This window comes from Streptomyces sporangiiformans (assembly GCF_005768555.2).
In the GTDB taxonomy this organism is placed as follows: Bacteria; Actinomycetota; Actinomycetes; order Streptomycetales; family Streptomycetaceae; genus Streptomyces; species Streptomyces sporangiiformans.
The window spans coordinates 18541-34878 of record NZ_VCHX02000333.1 but is presented as its reverse complement, the minus strand read 5'-3'; the positions used below and the strand labels follow the sequence as shown (position 1 = coordinate 34878).

The 16338-nt window shown below is 70.0% G+C and carries 15 protein-coding genes and 1 pseudogene; 8 read left to right on the top strand and 8 right to left on the bottom strand.

Going from position 1 to position 16338, the window contains the following annotated elements:
* From FGD71_RS42175 to galU, 6 genes and pseudogenes are all read right to left on the bottom strand, one after another.
* Positions 1-930: pseudogene (locus tag FGD71_RS42175) on the bottom strand (gephyrin-like molybdotransferase receptor GlpR); the annotation flags it as partial.
* 176 nt (positions 931-1106) lie between these two features.
* Positions 1107-1766 carry a GNAT family N-acetyltransferase gene (locus FGD71_RS42170; RefSeq protein WP_181359382.1) on the bottom strand — a complete coding sequence of 220 codons (660 nt, stop codon included), beginning with the start codon at positions 1764-1766 and terminating at the stop codon, positions 1107-1109.
* Positions 1763-2308, bottom strand: a complete 546-nt coding sequence (locus tag FGD71_RS42165; RefSeq protein WP_119105878.1) for a MogA/MoaB family molybdenum cofactor biosynthesis protein — start codon at positions 2306-2308, stop codon at positions 1763-1765. Before FGD71_RS42165 ends, FGD71_RS42170 begins: the two co-directional genes overlap by 4 nt.
* Positions 2305-2817, bottom strand: coding sequence for a cyclic pyranopterin monophosphate synthase MoaC (moaC, locus tag FGD71_RS42160; protein WP_119105877.1), 513 nt, complete (start codon positions 2815-2817; stop codon positions 2305-2307). The genes FGD71_RS42165 and moaC overlap by 4 nt, the downstream gene beginning before the upstream one ends.
* A 61-nt stretch (positions 2818-2878) precedes the next feature.
* On the bottom strand, positions 2879-4207 hold the full coding sequence (gene glp / locus FGD71_RS42155; protein ID WP_119105876.1) for a molybdotransferase-like divisome protein Glp: 1329 nt from the start codon (positions 4205-4207) through the stop codon (positions 2879-2881).
* A 5-nt stretch (positions 4208-4212) separates the two neighbouring features.
* The gene (gene galU, locus FGD71_RS42150) at positions 4213-5115 is read right to left on the bottom strand and encodes a UTP--glucose-1-phosphate uridylyltransferase GalU (RefSeq protein WP_119105879.1); all 903 of its coding nucleotides are present in this window, start codon (positions 5113-5115) and stop codon (positions 4213-4215) included.
* A 133-nt stretch (positions 5116-5248) separates the two neighbouring features.
* Between galU and FGD71_RS42145 the strand changes: the two genes are divergently transcribed.
* Positions 5249-5824, top strand: coding sequence for a 5-formyltetrahydrofolate cyclo-ligase (locus FGD71_RS42145; protein WP_119105875.1), 576 nt, complete (start codon positions 5249-5251; stop codon positions 5822-5824).
* Between the two features lie 84 nt (positions 5825-5908).
* Here FGD71_RS42145 and FGD71_RS42140 read toward each other — a convergent pair whose 3' ends face one another.
* Positions 5909-8653: a penicillin acylase family protein gene (locus FGD71_RS42140; protein WP_119105874.1), complete on the bottom strand. Its 2745-nt coding sequence runs from the start codon at positions 8651-8653 to the stop codon at positions 5909-5911.
* 234 nt (positions 8654-8887) lie between these two features.
* Between FGD71_RS42140 and FGD71_RS42135 the strand changes: the two genes are divergently transcribed.
* From FGD71_RS42135 to mscL, 6 genes are all read left to right on the top strand, one after another.
* Complete coding sequence (locus tag FGD71_RS42135) at positions 8888-10393, top strand: potassium/proton antiporter (RefSeq protein ID WP_119105873.1); 1506 nt, start codon at positions 8888-8890, stop codon at positions 10391-10393.
* 294 nt (positions 10394-10687) lie between these two features.
* Entirely contained in the window at positions 10688-12001 is a 1314-nt protein-coding gene (locus tag FGD71_RS42130; RefSeq protein ID WP_119105872.1) for an MFS transporter, read from the top strand.
* Positions 12002-12069: 68 nt separating this feature from the next.
* A complete protein-coding gene (locus tag FGD71_RS42125) occupies positions 12070-12393 on the top strand; it encodes an FmdB family zinc ribbon protein (protein ID WP_119105871.1) in 324 nt (107 codons plus the stop codon).
* A gap of 155 nt (positions 12394-12548) precedes the next feature.
* A complete protein-coding gene (locus FGD71_RS42120) occupies positions 12549-13391 on the top strand; it encodes an S-methyl-5'-thioadenosine phosphorylase (protein WP_119105870.1) in 843 nt (280 codons plus the stop codon).
* A 146-nt stretch (positions 13392-13537) separates the two neighbouring features.
* A complete protein-coding gene (locus tag FGD71_RS42115; protein WP_119105869.1) occupies positions 13538-14101 on the top strand; it encodes a CpaB family protein in 564 nt (187 codons plus the stop codon).
* Between the two features lie 135 nt (positions 14102-14236).
* Complete coding sequence (mscL, locus tag FGD71_RS42110) at positions 14237-14710, top strand: large conductance mechanosensitive channel protein MscL (RefSeq protein WP_119105868.1); 474 nt, start codon at positions 14237-14239, stop codon at positions 14708-14710.
* Between the two features lie 66 nt (positions 14711-14776).
* Here the strand turns inward: mscL and FGD71_RS47765 are convergent, their stop codons facing one another.
* Positions 14777-14953, bottom strand: coding sequence for a hypothetical protein (locus tag FGD71_RS47765; RefSeq protein ID WP_162931375.1), 177 nt, complete (start codon positions 14951-14953; stop codon positions 14777-14779).
* An 87-nt stretch (positions 14954-15040) separates the two neighbouring features.
* Between FGD71_RS47765 and FGD71_RS42105 the strand changes: the two genes are divergently transcribed.
* Positions 15041-16069: a P1 family peptidase gene (locus tag FGD71_RS42105; protein WP_119105867.1), complete on the top strand. Its 1029-nt coding sequence runs from the start codon at positions 15041-15043 to the stop codon at positions 16067-16069.
* Positions 16070-16338 lie beyond the last annotated feature (269 nt).

The following is a 16338-nucleotide window of genomic DNA, read 5'->3' as shown; positions in this document are numbered from 1 at the left end:
CGGCTCGGCGGGCGGCCGCCGCCGGGGCTGCCGCTCCCGCAGCCGCTGCGCCGCGGCCTCGGCGCGCCGGCGATCCATCGTGTACGTGAAGCGCCGCCGCTCCTGCGAGCGCAGATAGGCGATGTACACGCTCAGCATCACCGCGGGCACGCCGGGCGCCCACAGGAACGCGAGTCCGCCGACGGCCGCCACGATCGCGCCGAGCGTGAAGGCCAGGAAGAGAACGGTCGTGGTACGTCGCCGACGCGCGAGCACCTTCGTGCGTCGAGCGCGCGCGGCGGCCTCCGCCGACGCGTTGCGCCGCGCGCGAGACGACGCGGACGACGACGCCGCGGTCGAGGAAGAGGACGCCGCGGACGCGGACGACGACTGCTTGGCACCCGACGAGGCACCCTGCTTGCCCCCCGGCTTGGCGCCCTGCTTGGCTCCCTGCTGAGGCACGGGCCGGGCGCCCGCCGGGCGGGCCGACTGCGCCCCCTTCTGGGAGCCGGGCTTCGGCGCCGCCGCGGATGCCGACTTGGGCGCCGGCTTCGCCGCGGGCCCGCCCTGCGCCTCGGGCCGCGCGTCATCGCGTGCTCCGCGAGCGCCTCGTGCGCCCCGCGCGCTCTTCCGTGCGTTTCCGCGTTCGTCCTCGACGTCGGCCCGTACCTCGCGCCGTGTCTGAGGCATGGCGAAGGCCCGGGCGTCCACCGAGCCGGTGATGCCGTCCGTTTCGGCGTGCTGCTCCCCCTCTTCGGCGGAGCGCGCCCGCAGGTCCTTGGCGTACCGGCGCTCCATTCCCGCCCGTCCGGACAGCAGCCGGATGGCGGTGCTGAAGCGTTCCGTCGGACGGGCCTCATTCAGCTCGTCCTGCCTACGGAGCCACATAGGCACCAAGTAGGCGGCCCAGGCCCCGACGATGACTGCGTAGATGAGGCCGCTGCTGCTCACGCCTCACACGGTAGAGGGGTTTGCGTGAGGCCATCTGCCAATTCCGCCGGTGTGTCGCACGATCTGGCTGATATTTCGAGCTTTTTTTGTGATCGATGCGATCAGCAGGCCGCCGGGAGGGCCACATTAATGTCCGAGGGTGGTCGAAGGTCGATCATTTCGAACACTTATTTCATTTACGCGGGGTTCCGAGGCGTGTCCCTTGGTGAGTTTTCGGACCCGTTCCTCGAGTGTGCTCGCTGCCAGCGGCTGAGCAGCCCGTCCGGTACCTCTTCCGCCGTGAGTGCGAAGATGAGGTGGTCGCGCCAGGCGCCGTCGATGTGCAGATAGCGCGGACGAATCCCTTCCTCGCGGAATCCGAGTTTCTCGACGACCCGGCGACTGGGCCCGTTCTCGGGGCGAATGCAGACTTCGATGCGGTGCAGACCCACGGTGCGGAAGCAATGGTCGACCGCGAGGGCGACAGCCGTCGGCATCACTCCGCGCCCGGCGACCGCCTCGTCCACCCAGTACCCGACATGGCCCGAGCACATCGAGCCCCACGTAATCCCCGCGACCGTCAATTGCCCGACGAGCCGCCCCTTGTACTCGATGACGAAGGGCAGCATCCGGCCCGCGTTGGCTTCGGAACGCAGATGACGGACCATCTGGCGGTAGGTCGGCCGGTGCGCTATCGGCCCGCTGGGGGTGGGCGGTGGAATGGTCGCTTCCCAAGGGCGCAGCCACTCCCGGTTGCGCCGGTTGACCTCGCGCCAGGCTCGCTGGTCGCGCAGCTTTATGGGCCGGAGGAGGACATCGCCTTCCGCCAGCTCGACCGGCCAGGATGGACTGTTCAGCTCGCACCCCCACTGCCGCTGGGTCTGGGGTGGTCGCCGCCGCGGATCTGGTCGACGGCGTGGATCAGCAGGGGCTCCAGGACCGCGAGCCCGTCCCGCACCCCGCCCGTGGAGCCCGGCAGGTTCACGATCAGCGTCCCCTTGGCGACTCCCGCGAGTCCCCGGGACAGTGCCGCCGTGGGCACCTTCTCTCTTCCGAACGCCCTGATGGCCTCCGGAATGCCCGGTACCTCGTGGTCGAGGACGCGACGGGTGGCCTCGGGGGTGCGGTCGGTGGGCGAGATGCCGGTTCCGCCGGTGGTGACGATCACGTCGTACCCCGCCTCGACGCCGCCCCTGAGCGCGCTCTCGACCGGATCGCCGTCGGGCACGACCCATGGTCCGTCGACCGCGAAGCCTGCCTTCGCCAGCCCCTCCGCGATCAAGGGGCCGCCCTTGTCCTCGTACACGCCCGCCGCCGCGCGGTTCGAGGCGGTCACGACCAGAGCGGAGTACGGAGCGACGAGGGCGCCGCCGGTCGGCGGTTCGGCCGGAGCGGTCATGCCCGGCTCCAGTCGCCCGACTTGCCGCCCGTCTTCTCCTCGACGCGTACGTCCGTGATGACCGCCTGTTTGTCGACCGCCTTGACCATGTCGATCACGGTGAGGGCCGCCACACTGACCGCGGTGAGGGCCTCCATCTCCACGCCCGTACGGTCGGTGGTCTTCACGGTGGCCAGGATTTCCACGGCGTCGTCCGCGACCGACAGATCAAGCTTCACACCCGACACCGACAGCGGGTGGCACAGCGGGATCAGGTCCGGTGTGCGCTTGGCGCCCATGACGCCCGCGATGCGCGCGGTGGCGAGCGCGTCGCCCTTGGGCAGGCCCTCGCCGCGCAGCAGCTCGACCACCCGGGGTGAGACCAGGACGCGACCGCTGGCGCGGGCGGTGCGCGCGGTCACGTCCTTCCCCGACACGTCGACCATGCGGGCGGCGCCCGCATCGTCGAGGTGCGTCAGTCGGTCCTGCGCAGGGGGTCCGGGGGTTTCTCCCCGGGAAGGAACAGTCATGTGCTGCGGCGCTCCCGGTCGGGCCTGTTGTGCGCGACACGGTACCCCCAAGTCCGGGCACTCAGCCGAGCAGGACCACCTCGACCTCGGTACCGGGCTCCACGGACTCCACGGACTCGGGGACCACGATCAGCGCGTCGGCGTGCGCGAGGGCCGCGATCAGATGCGATCCGGCACCGCCGACGGGGGTCACCTCCCCGTCCGCGTACCGCCCGCGCAGGAATTGACGGCGTCCGGTCGGTGAGGTCAGCGCCTTGTCCGTCCTGAGGATCGCCGTGGTCGTGGGCCGGTGGACGTCGTCGAGGCCCATCAGAGTGCGGATCGCGGGGCGTACGAACAGCTCGAAGGAGACGTACGACGACACGGGGTTGCCCGGCAGCGCGAGCAGCGGGGTGTGGTCGGGGCCGATGGAGCCGAAGCCCTGGGGTTTGCCTGGCTGCATGGCGAGCTTGCGGAACTCGATGCCGCTGCCGGGTTCGTCCTCGTCACCGACGGACTCCAGCGCCTCCTTGACGACGTCGTACGCCCCCACGCTCACGCCGCCCGTGGTGACCAGCAGGTCGGCCCGGACGAGCTGGTCCTCGATGGTGGAGCGCAGCGTCTCGGCGTCGTCGGCGACGGCGCCCACGCGGTAGGCGATGGCTCCGGCGTCGCGCGCGGCGGCGGTCAGCGCGAAGCTGTTGGAGTCGTAGATCTGGCCGCTGCCCAACTGCTCGTCGGGCTGGACCAGTTCGCTGCCGGTGGACAGGACGACCACGCGCGGGCGCGGGCGCACGCGTACCGTCCCGCGGCCGATCGCGGCGAGCAGCGCGATCTGGGGCGGTCCGAGGACGCTGCCCGCTTCGAGGGCGCGGTCCCCGGCCTTGACGTCGCTGCCCTCCGCGCGCACGTGCGCGCGGGCCGGTGCCGGGCGGTGGATCCGCACCTGTCCGGTGGCCCCCTCGGGGGCAGTGCTGTGGGCACGCATCCGGGAGGCGGCGCCCTCGCCGAGACCGCCGTCGGTCCACTCGACGGGAACGACCGTCTCGGCGCCGGGCGGCAGCGGGGCGCCGGTCATGATGCGGGCGGCTTCGCCGGGACCCACGTGGAGCGGTTCGCCCTGGCCCGCCGCGACGTCCCCGACGACCGTGAGAACGGCCGGGAACTCCTCACTCGCGCCCGCGACATCGGTGACCCGGACCGCGTACCCGTCCATCGAGCTGTTGTCGAACGGCGGCAGGGAGACCGGCACCGTGACGTCCTCGACCAGAACGCAGCCCTGGGCGTCGAGGAGCTGCAGCTCGATGGGATCGAGGGGGTGGACGGTCGTGAGGATGTCCTCCAGGTGCTCGGTCACCGTCCAGAGGTGGTCCTGGTCCTGGCCGGTGACGCGGGTCGCGGCGCTGCTCAAGATTGCTACATCTCCTCGGTGACGTAACTGCGAAGCCAGGTCCGGAATTCGGGGCCCAGGTCTTCACGTTCGCACGCGAGTCGGACAATGGCACGGAGGTAGTCGCCTCGGTCACCGGTGTCATAGCGGCGGCCCTTGAAGACGACGCCGTGCACGGGCCCGCCGACCTTCTCGTCGGCGGCGAGCTGCTGGAGGGCGTCGGTGAGCTGGATCTCGCCGCCGCGGCCCGGCTCGGTCTTGCGCAGAATGTCGAAGATGTGCGGGTCGAGCACGTAGCGGCCGATGATCGCGTAGTTCGACGGGGCGTCCTGCGCGGCCGGCTTCTCGACCAGGTCCGTGATCTTGACGACGTCGCTGTCCACGGTGGTCTCGACGGCCGCGCATCCGTAGAGGTGGATCTGCTCGGGCGCGACCTCCATGAGCGCGATGACGCTGCCGCCGTGCTGCTCCTGGACCTCGACCATGCGCGCGAGCAGGGGGTCGCGCGGGTCGATCAGGTCGTCGCCGAGCAGGACGGCGAAGGGCTCGTGGCCGACGTGCGGGGCCGCGCAGAGGACGGCGTGGCCGAGGCCCCTGGGGTCGCCCTGGCGCACGTAGTGCATGGTCGCGAGGTCGCTGGACTCCTGCACCTTGGCGAGCCGGCCGGCGTCGCCCTTCTTCTGAAGGGCCGATTCCAGCTCGTAGTTGCGGTCGAAGTGATCCTCAAGGGGGCGCTTGTTCCGGCCTGTGATCATGAGGACGTCGTCGAGACCCGCGGACACGGCCTCCTCGACCACGTACTGGATCGCCGGCTTGTCGACTACCGGCAGCATCTCCTTGGGAGTGGCTTTGGTGGCCGGCAGGAACCGGGTGCCGAGGCCTGCTGCGGGGATGACAGCCTTGCTGATCCTGGGGTGCGACTCAGTCATGCCCGCCACCATAACCGGTGCCTTTGCGTGGAATCTGTGGCTCCGGTTAATTCGTTCTCATATGAGCGCATTACCGAGAGTACGGGAGCAAACTGTGAGTCAGCCGGGACCCGAAGCCGACTCTGGCAAGCGAATGTTGCGGCGAGCGTTCCTCACGGTGAGGAGCCGGTTGACGGCTGATGACCTGCGGGAAACGGAGGCCGTACTCGCCGACCGGGCCCTGGAGCTGCCCGAACTGGCGCAGGCGCACACGGTGGCGGCGTACGTATCCGTGGGGAGTGAACCGGGTACGCGCGCGCTCCTCGATGCCCTCCATGCGCGCGGGGTGCGCGTGCTGCTGCCGGTCCTGTTGACGGACAACGACCTCGACTGGGGTGCGTATGAGGGTGAGGGCTCGCTCGCACCCGTACAACACCGGGGAAAGATGGCCCTCTTGGAGCCCGTGGGCGAGCCCCTCGGCCCCGACGCCGTGCTCTCGGCCGACGCCGTGCTGCTGCCGGGGCTCGCCGTGGACGCGCGAGGGATGCGGCTCGGGCGCGGTGGCGGGTCGTACGACCGCGTGCTCGCGCGGCTGGACGGGGCGGGGGCCCATCCCGCGCTGGTGGTGCTGCTGTACGACTCCGAAGTGGTCGACCGTGTTCCCGAGGAACCGCACGACCGGCCGGTGCACGCGGTCGTCACCCCTTCGGGAGTACGTCACTTCCGCTGAGGTCCCGCCGCTCGTACGCGACATGGCCCTCCACTCGCGCCTGCCGCACGCGCGCGTGGAGGGCCATGTGCCGATCCGCAGGCCTCAGGGCTTCAGTACCAGCGAGTCCGACGTGTTCTTGCCGACCGCCCTCTCCGACGAGTACCAGTTCAGCAGCTCACCCTTGACCCATTTGTCGGTCTGGTCGGTGTAGTGGCCGCTGTAGGCGTGCCCGGAGGCGCCGGTGAGGTTGATCCACTTGGACTTGTCGAAGTCGTCGAGGTTCACCACCATCCGCATCGACGGCACCCAGACCACCGAGTAGCCGCCCGCGGCGTTCCAGCCGGTGGCGTTCACCGCCGCCTCGCCGCCGCCGATGTCGTACGGGCCGCGATTGAGCATGTACTGCAGGAAGCCGGGGCCTTCGGTGCCCAGGGTCTGGTTCTCCAGGTACAGCCGGTGCAGACGGCCCCAGCTCCAGGTGTCCATGTCCTTGCCGAGCTTGGCGGTCAGCTCCCAGCGGGCGTCCTCGAGAGCCCTTCCGAAGAGCTCGTCGCGGTTCTTGGCCGCGGTGTCGGTGCGCGTCTTCGGCGCCTGCCACCAGTCGTTGTCCTCGTCGTCGAGGATGCTGCGGATCACCTCGAACCAGCGGTCGCCGCCGTCCGGCTGCGCGCTGTCCGCGTCGCGCTGGCCGCACTCGCGCACCCGCTGGTCCTCGTCGGCAGGGCCCGTCGAATCGGTCGGCTCGACGTACAGGCACTGGCCCTTGACCCGCAGCTCCTTGGGCAGCTTGTTGCCGAAGGACAGCTTCAGGATGTTGCGCCAGACCGCGTTGAAGTACGCGGCCGCCGCCGAATCGGCGTCCTGGGTGTAGTTCCAGCCCTCCAGGAGCTTCTGCCCCTCGCGCACGTTCTTGTCGGGAACGTCGATCTTGAGCAGCATCGGCACCAGGAGCTTGGCGATCTCACTGCTGTTGTCGAGCTGCATCTGGCGCATGTCGTCGGTCGAGATCTTGCCGCCGCCCTTGATCTTCGACTCGATGAGGTCGGTGATCCGCTGGCTGCGCGCGCCGTATCCCCAGTCCGTGGTGAGCACGTAGGGGTACTTGTCCTTGTCGACGACGGCCTGGTTGGCGGTCACGATGTAGCCGCGCTCGGGGTCGTACTCGTAGGGCAGCTCGGACTGCTTGATGTAGCCGGTCCAGCGGTACCTGGAGTCCCAGCCGGGCGACGGGAGCGAGCCGTCGCCGTCGCCGCGGATCGGGATCCTCCCGGGCAGCTGGTAGCCGATGTGGCCCTTGGTGTCGGCGTAGGTCAGGTTCTGCGACGGCACGTCGAACAGCGCGGCCGCCTTGCGGAAGGCCGTCCAGTCGGCCGCCTTGTTCACCGCGAAGACGGCGTCCATCGAGGTGCCGGGTTCCAGCGCGGTCCAGCGCAGCGCGATGCCGTAGCCGTCGCCGCGGTCGGGCGCCGCGCTGTCGACCGTGGCCTTCTTGCCGACCTTGACGAGTTCGTCGTCGCGGTCGGACAGCAGTGGCCCGTTGTTGGTCTCCCGCACGACGATCGTCTTGCTCCCGCCGCCCGCGATGTTGATCTTCTCCTTGCGGGTCGTGAAAGGGAGCACCTTGTCGTCGTACTCGTAGCCGTTCCCGGTGAGCTTCTCCAGATACAGGTCGGTGACATCGGCACCGGAGTTGGTCATGCCCCAGGCGATGTTCTGGTTGTGCCCTATGACCACGCCCGGCATGCCCGCGAACGTGTACCCGGAGACGTCGTACTGGCACTTGGCGGAGACGCTCCGGCAGTGCAGGCCCATCTGGTACCAGACCGACGGCAGCGAGGGCGACAGGTGCGGGTCATTGGCGAGCAGCGGCTTGCCGCTGATGGTGTGGGCGCCGGAGACGACCCACGAGTTCGAGCCGATTCCGTTGCCGTTCACGCCGACGGACGTGGGCACGTCGTCGAGGACGTCGTAGAGCCCCGACAACTGGCTCTGCAGCCCGGAAGGGGCGGTGGCGCCGCCGGTGAGCCCGGTGCCGGCGGTGGACGTGCCGGTGCCGTCGCTCTGCTCGTACTCCTTGGTGATGTTGTTGTACGCGCCCTCCTGGACGATTGTCTTGTTCCGGCCGTACGGATACTCCGGGTACAGATCGTCGATCTGCTTCGGGCCGAGACGGCTAGTCATCAGGGAGCGGTCGATCTCGTCCTGCATGTTGCCGCGCAGGTCCCACGCCATTGCCTTGAGCCAGGCCACCGAGTCGACCGGAGTCCACTCCGCGGGCTTGTAGTCGTTGGAGAAACCGAGGGCCGCGTACTCCAGGGAGATGTCCCGGCCTTCCTTGCCCCGCAGGTAGGCGTTGACTCCCTTGGCGTATGCCTGGAGATACTTCTTCGTCTCGGCCGACAGCTTGGTCTCGTACTCCTCCTTCGCCACCCGGTCCCATCCGAGCGTGCGCAGGAACTCGTCCTTGTCGACCTGGCCCTTGCCGAACATCTCGGAGAGCGTGCCGGACGTCGTGTGGCGGCGCACGTCCATCTCGTAGAACCGGTCCTGCGCCTGGACGTAGCCCTGCGCCATGAACAGGTCCGAGTCGGACGAGGCGTAGATCTGCGGGATCCCGTTGCCGTCCCGCTTGACGTCGACCGGCCCTGACAGTCCGTCGAGTGCGATCGAGCCCTTGGTCTGCGGGAAGGAGGCTCGCACGGAACTGATGGACCAGTACGCCCCGAAGGCGACGCCCCCGATGATGGCCAGGACCAGCGCGATCATGATCAGACGGGCTCTGCGCCCCTTCTTCCTGCCGGAATTTCCGGGCTTCTGGCCGGAAGATGAGGTGGTGTTGGGGGGCATCGCTGTCCTTGCTGTCCTAACGCGAGCGGCAGACGGGGCTGTGCTTTTGACTGAACGATGGAGCAACCATAGGTCAGGGCTCTCAGCGCCTTGACGCGGAGTCGGGAACGCGCGCATTCAGCAGTTCGAGACCGTATGCGCAGTCACTGTCGGGCCGCCCCCGCGATCGTCAAGAAAACGTCAAGAGTTAGGTAAGGTAACGAAGTACTTGGGGTACCGAGAAGGGAACGGCCGCTGACTGTCCACCACCTCAACCAGCTTTTGCTCGCATGCTCGCTCGTTCTGCTCGTCGCGGTGGCAGCGGTTCGGATCTCCTCGCGCAGCGGGCTCCCCAGCCTGCTCGTCTACCTGGGCATCGGCATCGCCATGGGCCAGGACGGTATCGGCGGCATCCAGTTCGACAACGCCGAACTGACCCAGGTCATCGGGTACGCGTCCCTGGTCGTGATCCTGGCCGAGGGCGGCCTCGGCACGAAGTGGAAGGAGATCAAGCCGGCTCTTCCGGCCGCCTCCTCGCTGGCGCTGGTCGGTGTCGCGGTGAGCGTCGGCGTCACGGCCACGGCGGCCCACTACCTGATCGACCTGGAGTGGCGGCAGGCGCTCATCGTCGGCGCGGTGGTGTCCTCGACGGACGCGGCGGCTGTCTTCTCGGTGCTGCGCAAGGTGCCCCTCCCCCCGCGCGTGACGGGCACGCTGGAGGCCGAGTCCGGCTTCAACGACGCTCCGGTGGTCATCCTCGTCATCTCGTTCTCCACGGCCGGCCCGATCGAGCACTGGTACTCCCTGCTCGGCGTGATAGCCATGGAGCTCGCCATCGGCGCGGCCATCGGCCTCGCGGTGGGCTTCCTCGGCGCCTACGGGTTGCGCCATGTGGCACTGCCCGCCTCCGGTCTCTATCCGATCGCCGTCATGGCGATCGCGGTCACGGCGTACGCGGCCGGGGCGCTCGCCCACGGCAGCGGCTTCCTCGCCGTGTATCTGGCGGCGATGGTCCTCGGCAACCAGAAGCTGCCGCACTGGCCCGCCACCCGCGGCTTCGCCGACGGACTCGGCTGGATCGCCCAGATCGGCATGTTCGTCCTGCTCGGCCTGCTGGTCACTCCGCACGACCTGCTGGACGACATCTGGCCCGCCCTCGCCATCGGCCTGGTACTGACCATGGTGGCGCGGCCACTGAGCGTCGTGACGGCACTGCTGCCGTTCCGTCGGCCATGGCAGGAACAGGCCCTGATGTCCTGGGCGGGCCTGCGCGGCGCCGTGCCCATCATCCTGGCGACGATCCCGATGGTGTACGACGTCGCGGAGAGCCGTCGAATCTTCAACATCGTCTTCATACTGGTGGTCGTCTACACCCTCGTCCAAGGCCCCACACTCCCGTGGCTGGCCCGGAAGCTGCACCTGGACACCTCCGCCACCGAGGCCGCCGACCTCGGGATCGAATCGGCACCCCTGGAGCGGCTGCGCGGGCATCTGCTGTCCGTCTCGATCCCGGAGGGGTCGAAGATGCACGGCGTCGAGATCAACGAGCTGCGGCTGCCCGGGGGCGCGGCGGTCACGCTCGTCGTACGGGATGGAAAATCGTTCGTTCCGCTGCCCACGACCGTGCTGCATCGCGGCGACGAACTGCTCGTCGTGGCCACGGACCCGGTCCGGGACCAGGCCGAGCGGCGACTGCGGGCCGTCGGCCAGGGCGGCAAGCTGGCGGACTGGCTGGGGACGGGCGGCAACGGGGCTTCGTAGGTTCCGGGACTTCGTAGGCGGTCCGGGATCTTCGTAGGCGGACGAGGACTTCATAGGTGGATGCGGCTCGGGTGCTCGCTTTCCCAGGGGCACGATCGCTGATACCTGTACGATGAAGGCGCACTTAGATCGAACCGACTCTGCCTGACGCAGAGCTGGCGCGACCGTACGGCGGCCGCGGTGCCCTCGCAGTGGGCGGCCCGGTATCTACCGCAGTTCCGCGCAAGAGGACAGCTCTCGGCACCCCGCGCACCGATACGGGGCCCGCTACCAGGCGGCAGAAAGGCACGGGCCGTGGCATCCACGGTCGCTTCCGGACCCGGACCGTCCGGGTTTTCCGGGTCCCCCGGCAACTCGGTCCCTTCCCGCCCGGGGTACGGGCAGCTGCTGCGCACACGCGGCGCATGGACGTTCCTGATCCCCGGCTTCGCCGCGCGACAGCCCTTCGCGATGCTGACGCTGTCCGTCGTGCTGCTCGTGCGGCACACCACCGGCTCGTACGGTGTCGCCGGTGCGGTCGCCGCCGTCACCGGCGTCTCGATGGCAGTGTTCGCGCCCCTCGCCGGCCGTCTCACCGACCGCCATGGCCAGCGCGCCATCCTGATCCCCGGCGTCCTCGTACACGCCGCGTCAGGACTCTCCCTGACGGTCCTGGCGCTCGCGCACGCTCCGCTCTGGACGTTGTTCGCGGCCGCCGTCCCGACCGGTGCCTCGGTGCCGCAGATCGGGCCCATGGTGCGCGCCCGCTGGGGCGTCAAGCTCCAGGGCTCGCCCCTGATGACGACGGCTGCGGCCTTCGAATCCGTCACCGACGAGCTGACCTTCGTACTCGGACCACTGCTGGCGACCGCGCTGTGCACCACCGTTGACCCGGCCGCGGGCCTGCTGACGGAGGCCGCGCTGACCCTCGTCGGAGGCCTGCTGTTCGCGGCCCGGAAGGGCACACAGCCCTCGGTCGTTCTCGGTGGGCACGCGCGCGTGGAGCACGTGTCGGCCCTGTCGATCCCCGGGGTACGCGTTCTGATCGCGGCCTTCCTGGGCATCGGATCCGTCTTCGGCGGCATGCAGGTCTCGCTCGCCGCGTTCACCGAGTCGATCGGTGAGCCCGGCCTCAACGGTGTCCTGTACGGCACGTTCGCCGCGGGCAACATGCTCTCCGGCCTCGTCTGCGGCGCCGTCGCGTGGAAGGCGGCTCCGCGCCGCCGCCTGGTCGTCGGGTACGCCGCACTGGCCCTGACCGCCTCCGGGCTGTGGGCCGCGCACTCCGTGGCCGTCCTCGCCGGGGTCGGGCTCCTGGTCGGCATGTGCGTCGCGCCCGCCCTGATCACCGGCTACACGCTGGTCGACGGCCTGGTGCCCGCGGGTGCCCGCACGGAGGCCTTCACCTGGCTGACCGGCGCGGTCGCACTCGGCCAGGCGGCAGCCGTCACGGTGGCCGGACAGCTGGAGGACCGCCTCTGGGACGGTGCCGGATTCCTCGTCCCGATGGGCGGCACACTGCTGGCCCTGGTGACGCTGGTGGCCCTGCGCTCGTGGCTCGCGACCAGGCCCGTGAGCCGGACCGTCGCACGTGGCGTCGGTCACCGCGTATCGATGACAGTGGACTGAACGCAAGGAATAGGTCAGACTGGATCGTCGTTAGCACTCATCGAGTGAGAGTGCCAGGAGGAAGACAAGTGCCGACGTACCAGTACCAGTGCACCGAGTGCGGCGAGGGCCTCGAAGCGGTGCAGAAGTTCACCGACGACGCCCTGACCGAGTGCCCCAGCTGCGCCGGCCGGCTGAAGAAGGTGTTCTCCGCCGTCGGCATCGTCTTCAAGGGCTCCGGCTTCTACCGCAACGACAGCCGCGGTTCCTCGTCGAGCAGCTCGACGGCCAAGCAGCCGTCCTCCTCGTCGTCGACGTCGTCCTCGTCGTCCACCGCTTCCTCCACGTCGTCGTCCTCGGACTCGGCGTCGTCCGGCTCCAGCGGTTCCTCGAGCAGCAGCTCGGCCGCGTAGCACTTTCTTCGGGCTTTCTTCGGCCCTTCTGCCGCTCGGGCCCCTCTGGTCGCGCGGGGCCGTCTCCGGCTGCCCGCGCAAGGCTTTCTTACGGGACCCTGTCGTCGTACGACGGCGGGGTCCGCGGCTTTTCGGGGCCCGGCTAGGGTGCGGTCATGGCGAACACGGAGAACGCCGAGATCGGCGTCATTGGCGGCTCGGGCTTCTACTCCTTCCTCGACGACGTGACCGAGATACAGGTGGACACCCCGTACGGGGCCCCCAGCGACTCCCTCTTCCTCGGCGAGATCGCCGGGCGGCGGGTGGCCTTCCTTCCCCGCCACGGCCGCGGCCACCATCTGCCGCCGCACCGCATCAACTACCGGGCCAACCTGTGGGCCCTGCGCTCGGTCGGGGCGCGGCAGGTGCTCGGGCCCTGCGCGGTCGGCGGGCTGCGCCCCGAGTACGGCCCCGGGACGCTGCTCGTGCCGGACCAGTTCGTGGACCGTACGAAGTCCCGGGCGCAGTCGTACTTCGACGGGCTGCCGCTGCCCGGGGGTCAGGTGCCGAACGTCGTGCATGTGTCCCTGGCCGATCCCTACTGCCCCATCGGGCGCAAGGCCGCGCTGGAGGCGGCGCGCGGGCGCGACTGGGAGCCGGTGGACGGCGGGACGCTCGTGGTGATCGAGGGGCCGCGGTTCTCCACCCGGGCCGAATCGCTGTGGCACCAGGCGCAAGGCTGGTCGGTGGTGGGCATGACCGGGCATCCCGAGGCGGCGCTGGCCCGTGAACTCGAGCTCTGCTACACGTCGTTGACCCTGGTCACCGACCTCGACGCGGGGGCCGAGAGCGGCGAGGGGGTCTCGCACGACGAGGTGCTGAAGGTGTTCGCGGCGAACGTGGACCGGCTGCGGGGCGTTCTGTTCGACGCGGTGGCGGCCCTGCCCGAGAACGCGACGCGGGATTGCCCGTGCACGAAGGCGCTGGGCGGCATGGATCCGGGGTTCGAGCTGCCGTAGCGCGGGTCTGGCTTGGGGCGGAACTCCCCCTTCGGGTGAGCGAGTTGTCCACAATCGGCCGGTGATCCACGGGCCTCAGCGGGATTCGGCGCGAAGCCGCACTCTGGCATCGCAAGCCGATCTCCCGACCGCAGGTGGTGGTTCCCGTGTCGCAGCTCTCTTCCTTCCCGCGCCCGTTGGGAGCGGACGCGCCCGGCACATGTGACGTGCCGCATTTCGCTCCCGTGCGGGTGCGCGGCGGGCGGTATCAGCTGCGCCGGCTCGTGCGGCACAGAAGGCGGGCCGTGGCCGCGGGCCTCGCCGTGACCGCTGCCGCGCTGGTGGCGGCGGGGCCGCGTGACGCGGGCCGGGCGCAGGCACATCCGGCTGGGGGCCCCTCCGCTGCGGCGGAGTCCAGAACGGCGGGCGGGTCCGTACGGCAGCCGCGCGCCGCCGCGATGGTGACGGCGCCGGTGCGGATCGCCGACGGCGCGACGGTACGGCTGTTGCGGCCCGGCGATCGTGTCGATGTCGTCGCGGCCGAGGAGTCCGCTGCGGGCGGCGGGGACGCGCGGGTGGTCGCGCGCGGGGCGCGGGTGACGAAGGTGCCCGAGGCCCTGGACGGCGTGACCGAGGCCGGTGCGCTGGTCGTACTGTCCGTGCCGCGGAGGACGGCGGTGCGGCTGGCGGGAGCCGGCGCGACCTCGAGGCTGGCGGTGACCCTGTGCTGAGCGTGCTCGAAACGATCAGCGGCCGGTGGTCACGTCCCTGGTCGCGGACGGGGGGCTGGACAGGCCGACCAGGCCCTGACGTAGGTTGCGGAGCTGTTCGTTCCACAACTTGCGCGGCTGAAGAGGGGCTCCCTGGTGAGCGAGGAGAAGAAGAATCCGGGCATCCTGGAGGGCTTCAAGGCCTTCCTGATGCGCGGGAACGTCGTCGATCTGGCGGTGGCGGTGGTCATCGGCGCCGCCTTCACCAACATCGTCAACTCGGTGGTGAAGGGCGTCATCAACCCACTGGTGGGTGCGATCGGCACGAAGAATCTGGACAACTACAGCTCCTGCCTCAAGTCGCCCTGCACAGGCACCGGCGACACCGCGACGGGCATTCGGATCATGTGGGGCTCGGTGCTCGGCGCCACGCTGACCTTCGTGATCACCGCGGCAGTCGTCTACTTCCTGATGGTGCTGCCGATGTCCAAGTACCTGGCCCGCCAGGCGGCCCGGCAGAAGGAGAAGGAAAGCACTCAGGAGGTCATGGAGGTGACCGAGCTGGAGGTCCTGAAGGAGATACGCGACGCCCTCGTGGCGCAGCGCGGCTCGGGGCACACCCAGCGATAGCCGCTGCCGGCCGGCGGTCGACGGCCGAACGGGACGTGGGCCCACGGGGCCGTCGGCCCAAAGGGCTCAGAGGTGGTGGGGCGGCTTCTCGTCGAGGAAGCGGGCCAAGTCCCCGGCGCTGTCGCCGCTGGGCCGCTCGCCCCACCCGCGGTCCGTGTCGTCCGAGGACTGCCGGCTCAGCGGGTCGTCGAAGACCAGCGCGGCCTGGGGATCACGCGGTTCGGGGTCGGGGGCGGTACTCATACGTCCAGGGTACGGCCCTGGGGGGCGAGTCGGCGCCGATGAGCATGTCCGGCTCCGGAAGCGAGCCCCTCGTCGACACTGGATGTCATGACTGTTGACGCTCTGACAGATGTGACCGGGCTGCGTGTGGGGCACGCCACGCGGACCGGTGAAGGCTGGCTGACCGGTACCACGGTCGTCCTCGCTCCCGAGGGCGGCGCGGTCGCGGCCGTGGATGTGCGCGGCGGCGGGCCGGGTACCAAGGAGACCGATGCCCTCGATCCGCGCAACGTCGTGCGGAAGATCGAGGCGCTCGTACTGACCGGCGGCAGTGCGTACGGGCTGGACTCGGCGACGGGCGTGATGGCCTGGCTGGAGGAGCGGGGCCGCGGGGTGCGCGTCGGGCCCCACCCGGCGCATGTGGTGCCGGTCGTCCCGGCGGCCTGTGTCTTCGACCTGGGCCGAGGCGGCGACTTCCGGGCGAGGCCGGACGCGGCGACCGGGCTCGATGCTGTGGCCGCCGCCGCGGCGAGCGAGACCGGCGCGCCGGTCCAGGAGGGATGTGTGGGTGCCGGTACGGGGGCGGCGGTCGGGAGCCTGAAGGGAGGGGTCGGCACCGCGAGCACCGTGCTCGACTCGGGTATCACCGTGGCCGCGCTGGTCGTCGCCAACGCGGCGGGGTCGGCGGTGGATCCCCTGACGGGAGCGTTGTACGGGGAGTTGCTCCAGGGGCGTATGACGTATCCGGCGGCGGAGGTGCACGAGGCGGCGCAGGCCCGGCTGGCCGAGGCCGCGGCGAAGAGCGGCACTCCCCCGCTGAACACGACGCTCGCGGTGGTCGCCACGGACGCGGACTTGTCGAAGGCGCAGGCGCAGAAGGTCGCGGGAACGGCACACGACGGCTTCGCGCGCGCCGTACGGCCCGTGCATCTGCTCAACGACGGGGACACGGTCTTCGCGCTCGCCACGGGAGCGCGTCCGCTGGCGGCGGAGAACCCGCTCGCGCTGAACGAGATCCTCGCGGCCGGGGCGGATCTCGTGACGCGGGCGATCGTACGGGCGGTACGGGCGGCCGAGTCCGTGGAGGGACCGGGCGGGGCGTGGCCGGCGTATGGGGAGTTGTACGGGGGCCGGTAGGCGGGGAGTTGTACGGCCGACAGGCGGGAGTTGTAGGGGCGGCAGTCGAGGAGTTGTATAGCCCTGTAGACGACGAACTCGTAAGGGCGGACCGGGAGTTGTGGACGAGCGGTGGACGGGAGCGCTATGGGGAGCCGGTAGGCGGGGAGTTGTACGGGCTCGACGAGCGAGCGGATTGTCCCGGGTCTGTCACGTGATGGTGTCCGTGGTGGTTCGGCGGGAACCCGGGCGGGCGGTGCTGCTCTCCTTCTTCACGGACTGGAGCGGAT